Origin of the sequence: Kitasatospora sp. NPDC057198 (genome assembly GCF_042670125.1) — a bacterium.
In the GTDB taxonomy this organism is placed as follows: domain Bacteria; phylum Actinomycetota; class Actinomycetes; order Streptomycetales; family Streptomycetaceae; genus Kitasatospora.
Genome location: NZ_JBHUWH010000466.1, coordinates 1 through 5,987 on the forward strand (window position 1 = coordinate 1; position 5,987 = coordinate 5,987).

At 72.9% G+C, this 5,987-nt stretch carries 9 protein-coding genes and 1 pseudogene; 7 read left to right on the forward strand and 3 right to left on the reverse strand.

Annotated features, from left to right (window positions below):
* From ACFUEL_RS33210 to ACFUEL_RS33220, 3 genes and pseudogenes are all read left to right on the forward strand, one after another.
* The coding region (locus tag ACFUEL_RS33210) for a transposase (protein ID WP_380240874.1) at window positions 1-385 on the forward strand (385 nt) is incomplete at its 5' end.
* Between the two features lie 141 nt (window positions 386-526).
* Window positions 527-1,030 carry an SMI1/KNR4 family protein gene (locus ACFUEL_RS33215; RefSeq protein WP_380240876.1) on the forward strand — a complete coding sequence of 168 codons (504 nt, stop codon included), beginning with the start codon at window positions 527-529 and terminating at the stop codon, window positions 1,028-1,030.
* Window positions 1,031-1,301: 271 nt separating this feature from the next.
* Window positions 1,302-1,652 (forward strand): annotated as a pseudogene (locus tag ACFUEL_RS33220) (IS110 family transposase); the annotation flags it as partial.
* 82 nt (window positions 1,653-1,734) lie between these two features.
* Here ACFUEL_RS33220 and ACFUEL_RS33225 read toward each other — a convergent pair.
* Window positions 1,735-2,379, reverse strand: a complete 645-nt coding sequence (locus tag ACFUEL_RS33225) for an SHOCT domain-containing protein (RefSeq protein ID WP_380240878.1) — start codon at window positions 2,377-2,379, stop codon at window positions 1,735-1,737.
* 394 nt (window positions 2,380-2,773) lie between these two features.
* Here ACFUEL_RS33225 and ACFUEL_RS33230 point away from each other — a divergent pair, with 394 nt between their 5' ends.
* Window positions 2,774-2,974, forward strand: a complete 201-nt coding sequence (locus ACFUEL_RS33230; protein ID WP_380240880.1) for a hypothetical protein — start codon at window positions 2,774-2,776, stop codon at window positions 2,972-2,974.
* Window positions 2,975-3,012: 38 nt separating this feature from the next.
* Here ACFUEL_RS33230 and ACFUEL_RS33235 read toward each other — a convergent pair whose 3' ends face one another.
* Window positions 3,013-3,435 (reverse strand): hypothetical protein, encoded by a 423-nt coding sequence (locus ACFUEL_RS33235; RefSeq protein ID WP_380240882.1) that lies wholly within the window; start codon window positions 3,433-3,435, stop codon window positions 3,013-3,015.
* A 97-nt stretch (window positions 3,436-3,532) separates the two neighbouring features.
* On the reverse strand, window positions 3,533-4,486 hold the full coding sequence (locus tag ACFUEL_RS33240; RefSeq protein ID WP_380240884.1) for a TIGR01777 family oxidoreductase: 954 nt from the start codon (window positions 4,484-4,486) through the stop codon (window positions 3,533-3,535).
* 120 nt (window positions 4,487-4,606) lie between these two features.
* Here ACFUEL_RS33240 and ACFUEL_RS33245 point away from each other — a divergent pair, with 120 nt between their 5' ends.
* The 3 genes from ACFUEL_RS33245 to ACFUEL_RS33255 form a co-directional block, all read left to right on the forward strand.
* On the forward strand, window positions 4,607-5,170 hold the full coding sequence (locus ACFUEL_RS33245) for an SMI1/KNR4 family protein (protein WP_380240886.1): 564 nt from the start codon (window positions 4,607-4,609) through the stop codon (window positions 5,168-5,170).
* A gap of 126 nt (window positions 5,171-5,296) precedes the next feature.
* The gene (locus ACFUEL_RS33250; RefSeq protein ID WP_380240888.1) at window positions 5,297-5,431 is read left to right on the forward strand and encodes a hypothetical protein; all 135 of its coding nucleotides are present in this window, start codon (window positions 5,297-5,299) and stop codon (window positions 5,429-5,431) included.
* A gap of 249 nt (window positions 5,432-5,680) precedes the next feature.
* Window positions 5,681-5,987, forward strand: a 307-nt coding sequence (locus tag ACFUEL_RS33255) for a LysR family transcriptional regulator (protein ID WP_380240890.1), incomplete at its 3' end; no start/stop codon positions are given.

Here is a 5,987-nt window from a genome sequence, read left to right on the forward strand (position 1 = left end):
GGCCGAGATCGGCGACGACCCGGCGCGTTTCGCCGACGCCCGCGGCCTCAAGGCGTACGCCGGATCGGCCCCGATCACCCGGGCCTCCGTCAAGAAGAGCTACGTCGGCAGGCGGCTGGTGAAGAACAACCGGCTCCTGCACGCCGGCTTCCTGTGGGCCTTCTCCGCACTCCGCACCTCACCCGGCGCCGGCGCCCGCTACCGCCGCCGGCGCGAGAAGGGCGACTGGCACGCCGGCGCCCAACGCAACCTCCTGAACCGTCTGCTGGGCCAGCTCTACCACTGCCTCCACAGCGGCCTGACCTTCGACGAGAACACTGCCTTTCCTGCACTGACTCCTGTCGCATCCGCGCCTGACCAGCCGTTTCAGTGCTGCACGGCTTGAGCTGTTGTCACATCGGTGAGGCAGACTGCCCGCCATGACAACGGCTGATCACGATGTTCCGACCGCCTGGAGCCGCATCGAAACCTGGCTCGCCGCGCACGTCCGACGGGCCCCCTACGGCCTGCGTCGGATGCCGAGCGCTTGGACGCGCTCGAAGCGGACCTCGGCGCGCCGCTAACTGCGGACCTGCGAGCCTGGTGGCTGCTGCCCGACGTCAGCGCGAACTACTGGATTCCGGGCGAGTTCGCCCCGGTCTCGCTGGACGAGGCACTGGAGACCCGCGAGATCTGGCTGCTGGTCGCCGAGCAGGAAGGCGAGTCGTTCGACGAGAACGGCCGGCCCGAGGGGCGTTATCTGCGTGAGTTCATGCCGATCGCCCTGAGCCCCGGCGGTGACGGACTGATCGTCGACCTGCGCCCTGGCGACACCCGCGGAGCGGTGTTCCTCTGGAACCACGAGAGTTGGATCCTGGATGTCCCTCATTGGGTCTCGGTCGCCCCGATGCTCGAGGACATCGCGCAAGCCCTGGAGGCCGGGACGCCCGCGCTGCTGAGCCACGCAGCCCTGGGCGGATCGCAGACACCCGGCACTGCCACAGTCGACGGCGAACTCGATCTTGCCTGGCAACCCACCACCGCACGTTAAGGCGCTTCAGCTTGACGCCTTCACATCCTGAGATGTCTTCTTCGTGGCTTCGCAATGGGGTCACCGGCCTTCGGGTCCGGCATGACTTCCCCCCTTGTTGTTCATGATCCGGGGGGGTGGTGTCACCGGGCCCGAAGGCATCGACGGACCGCTGATGAGGAGCTTGAGCACCGGTTTCACCCGAGCCGGAAGAGCTCTCCGTAACGTGGATGTGGCAGCTCGGTGCCCAGGCAAGGCCGGACGAAAAGCTTGATAGAGGGGCCTGCACGTGATCGACACCGGCGACATCGACGTCTTCCTCGGCCTGGACGTCGGCAAGGGCGAACACCACGCCACCGCTGTCACCCCGGCCGGGAAGAAGGCATTCGACAAGCGCCTGCCCAACACCGAACCCAAACTCCGCGAGCTGTTCGCCAAGCTGCAGGCCAAACACGGAACGGTACTGGTCGTGGTCGACCAGCCCGCCTCGATCGGGACCCTGCCACTGGCGGTCGCCCGCGACATGGGCTGCCCGGTCGCCTACCTGCCAGGGCTGACGATGCGGCGGATCGCCGACCTCTACCCGGGCGAGGCGAAGACCGACGCGAGAGACGCGTTCATCATTGCGGACGCGGCCCGGTCTCCCGAGGGAGCAACCGCTCGCCGGAGTGCCCGGCTCATGCGCGTCGGCCCGGATTCCGGGCAGTGAACGGCCGCCCCGAGCGTCACAGACGCTTGAGCAGTTCGGTCTTCTTCGCCGCGAACTCCTCGTCCGTGAGGATGCCGGCCTCGTGGAGTGCGGCGAGCTTCGTGATCTGCTCGACGACGTCCGGCTGAGCTGCCGTCTCCGCCGGTGCCGCCTGCTTGCCTCGCTGGATCACCGAAGAGGCAAGATCCAGGATCTTCTCGGTCACACCGGGCTGCGCCGGGAGGAGTTCCGAGGACTCGACCCGCGCGGAAGCATCGGTCACGACCTGCCGGCCCTCGAGCAGAACGGAGAAGACCGTGAACAGCTTCTCCGGCAGCTCGATGACGGACTGGTTCCCGTCGGCCCAGTCCACGCGGACGGTGCGCCCGGACCTCATGGCTGCGCCGAGGCCGGCGCCGACGGCCTTGCCGAGCCTCCCGGGCAGGGCGGTCTTCGCGGCGACCTGGCCCACGGCTCCGGCGATGCTCTCCCCGGCCGGGAGTTCCTCCCACTCGAGCACGGTCTCGGCAGTGAGCTTGGGCCGCTTGAACGGGTTGCGCGGGTGCTGGACGGTGAGTCCGCCGTGGCCCGAGAGAACGCTGCCGCCCGCCAGGTGGCCGCCCACCACCCGCCCCTGGTTCGTCAGCGTCTGAAGAATCGCCATCCGCGAACCGTAGGGCAAGGCTTCGAACCCACGCAAACGTCGCGCGGCCGGAGTCGCTCTCGTACGGCCCGCCGATGCGTCGGCGGGCCGGTACGCCCGGCCCGCCTGGGGGAATCACTGTGCAGGGCGACATGCTCCGCTCCGGCCGCCCGGTGCTCGCGGACCGTGGCGGTGATCGTCCGGGCGCCGCCGTGGGCCACCAGGACGACGACCGACTCCGGCCCCGGCGGGTCGAGTTCGCGGTGGCCGGCGGCACGCAGCAGTTCCCGCCGGTTCGACAGCACGGCGGCCCCCGGTTCGGCGGTGGCCCGGACGGCGGCGGCCCGGTCCGGTGGCGGCCCGGTCTGGTGGCGGCCCGGTCCGGGGGCGGACCGGCTCGGGCGGGCACGCAGAGCTGGACGGGCGCCAACAGGTGCTGCGAGCCGAGGAGTTACCGGACCTCGCGGGTGCGGCCAACCGCGGCCTCGGCACCGCCCTACTGCGTGGCGCGCGGGAGGGGGCGGGCGGCGATCCGGCCTTCGGCGCCGACTGCCACACGATGATCGTCGACGCCGGACGGCGGTTGCTGGAGCGCGCCGCCGCCACCGGCACCGTCCGTCCGGACGCCCCCTGAACCCCCACCCCCGGCCTTGGCCCGGGCCGCCGGGCGACTCAGACGGCGCGCAGCAGGTGGTCCGTCGGGGCGTAGTCGATCTTCCAGTCGACGTAGACGCCCACCGCACCGTCCCGCAGGCAGCGCAGGCCCACCGTCACCCAGCGCACCGACCCGTCGGCAGTCAGCGAGAACGCCACCGCCGCCTCGAACTCGTCGCCGCCGCAGGGGCATTCGGCCGACTCGGGTTCGGCGTCGACCCAGACCTCCGCGCTGTCCGCGAGGAACGCCAGCTGTCCGCAGCGGACGCACCCCCGCCCGGCGCAGCCCGCGGTGTCGTCCACCCAGATGGTGAACGCCCGCCCGCCGCACTCCTCGCACACGCACCCGGCGAGCAGCACCGGCCGGTACTCGGCGGCCTCGCGCAGGAACTCCGCGAGCTCCGCGGGGACGGCCGCGCCCTCCCACTGATCTGTGTCCACCGACCCATCCTGGCAGCGCCCCCGGACATCCAGGTCCACCCCCTCGCGACCCCGCCCGGCACCCCGGATCCTGCCCGGCCCCCGGCCCCGTTCCGGGTCAGACGGCGCGGCGGAGCGCCCGGCGGCGGGCGACCAGCTCGCGCGCGGCGTCCGCGCAGTGCGGGAAGTCGAAGGTGAAACCGGCGTCCAGCAGCCGGCCGGGGACCACCCGGCGGCTCTTGAGCAGCAGTTCGGTGTCCGTCCGGAGGGCGAGGGCCCCGAGTTCGGCCATCCAGCGGGTGGCGGGCAGGCCCACCGGCGCGCCGTTGGCCCGGCGCAGCTCGCGCATCAGCTCCCGGTGCGGCAGCGGGTTCGGCGCGGCCAGGTTGACCGGCCCGGCCAGGTCCTCCCGTTCGACCAGGAAGCGCACCGCCCGGACGAAGTCCCGTTCGTGGATCCAGGAGACGTACTGCCGCCCGCCCGCGACCGGGCCGCCCAGGCCGAGCCGGGCCATCCGGGACAGCACGTCGAAGACGCCGCCCCGGTCCGGGCTGAACACCATCGCGGCCCGCAGCGCCACCTGCCGGGTGCCGGGCGTCCGCGCGTCCCGCTGCGCGGCCTCCCAGTTCCGGGCGATCCGGACGCTGTACTCCCAGTAGTCGGGGACGCCGGGCTCGGCGCCGCCGATCAGGCCGGTCGCCTCGTCGTTGGGGGCGTCGTAGCGGTGCGCGTAGACCGTGGCGGTGCTCATCTGCAGCCAGACCCGGGGCGGGCGGGCGGCGGCGGCGATCGCCTCGCCGACCACCCTGGTCGAGTCCACCCGGGAGTCCATCATCTGCCGGAGGTTCTCCGGCGTGTAGCGGCAGCTCACCGTCCGCCCGGCCAGGTTGACCACCGCGTCGGCGCCGTCCAGTTGCTCGGCCCACCGGTCGAGGGTCCGGCCGTCCCAGGCCACGTGGTGCGGGGCGGACGGCGTCCGGGTGAGGACCACCACCTGGTGCCCGTCGGCGCGCAGCGCGCGCTCCAGCATCGTGCCGACCTGCCCGGTCCCGCCGGGAATCACGTACTTCACGGAGAAGAACGTATACCGAACACTGAACGCGTTCAATTCCCCCCTCCCGGGCTCCTCCGGCACCGGGCCCGGCGCCCGCCCGTCCGCCCTCCGTCCGAGCCGTCTGCTATCCCTGTGCCCGTGAACACCGAACTGCCGGAGCCGGCCGACCTGGCCCTGCTGCGCGACGCCTTCGGCCTCGGCGCCGCCGACACCGCCGACGCCCTCGGCTGGGCGGCCGTGCACGACTTCGAGGCGCGGCACGGCGTCGTGCTGCCCGAGCCGTACCGCACCTTCGTCGCCGAGATCACGGACGGCTCCGCCGACGGCCCGCCCGACCACGGCCTGCTCGGGCTCGCCGAACTGCCCTCCGACTGGGGCGACGGCCGCTCCGCCCGCAACCTCGCCCGCCCGTTCCCGCTCACCGCCGCCTGGCTCTGGGAGGAGGACGAGGAGACCCCGGAGGAGGAGTTCGACGCGCGCCTGGCCCGGCTCTCGGAGGACGGGTCGGTCGTCCTGGGCACCGACGGCTGCGGCATGTACTGGCACCTCGTCGTCACCGGCCCGCACCGCGGCCACATCTGGATGGTCACCGACGTCGGCGCGACCCCGTTCGGCGCCGAGTTCGGCCACACCACCGCCGCGTCCGGCTTCGCGGGCTGGGTCGCCCACTGGCACACCGGCCACCCGTGGTTCGACGCCTGACACCCCGCCCCGGCCCGTCCCGCCACCGCCAGAACCGGAACACCGGGCTGGGCAGAGTACCGAGCAGAGCAGAACGGCAGGTACTGGCACCTCGTCGTCATCGGCCCGCACCGCGGCCACATCTGGATGGTCACCGACGTCGGCGCGACCCCGTTCGGCGCCGAGTTCGGCCACACCACCGCCACACCAAGCTTCACGGGCTGGGCCGCCCACCGGCCACCAGCCGCCCATGGTTCGACGCCGCCCTCCCCCGACACCTGACACCCCCGTCCTGCCCCGGCTGCGACCATGGCCTCCAGCACCGGCCGGACCGGAACACCGGGCTGGGCTGCCCACTGGCACGCCGAGCGCCCGTGATTCGACGCCGCCTCTCCCCCGACGCCTGATACCCCCGCGCCGCCCTGCCCCGTCCCGCCCCCGGCCGGCCCCGGCTGCGACCATGGTCTCCGCCACCGGCCGGGCCGGAGCGCCGGGCTGGGCAGAACGCCGAGCAGAGCAGAGGGGAAGCATGTGGAGCTGAGGCAGTTGCGATGCTTCGTCGCCGTCGCGGAGGAGTTGCACTTCGGGCGGGCGGCCGAGCGGCTGCTGCTCGGGCAGCCCGCCGTGAGCCAGCAAGTGCGGCGGCTGGAACGGGAGTTGCGGGTCGAGCTGTTCGACCGTTCGCCCCGGTACGTGCGTCTGACGTCGGCCGGTGAGCGTTTCCTGCCCGCGGCCCGGAACGTGCTGGCGGCCGAGGACGCGGCCCGTGCCCTGGCCGCCGACCTGGCCGCGCCGACCGTGCTCCGGCTGGGTACGGTCGGCGGTCTCGGGGAGCGGC

Coding starts and splice junctions, on each gene's coding strand:
- ACFUEL_RS33250 (WP_380240888.1), top strand. CDS start 5,297: ATGGTCACCGACGTCGGCGCGACCCCGTTCGGCGCCGAGTTCGGCCAC.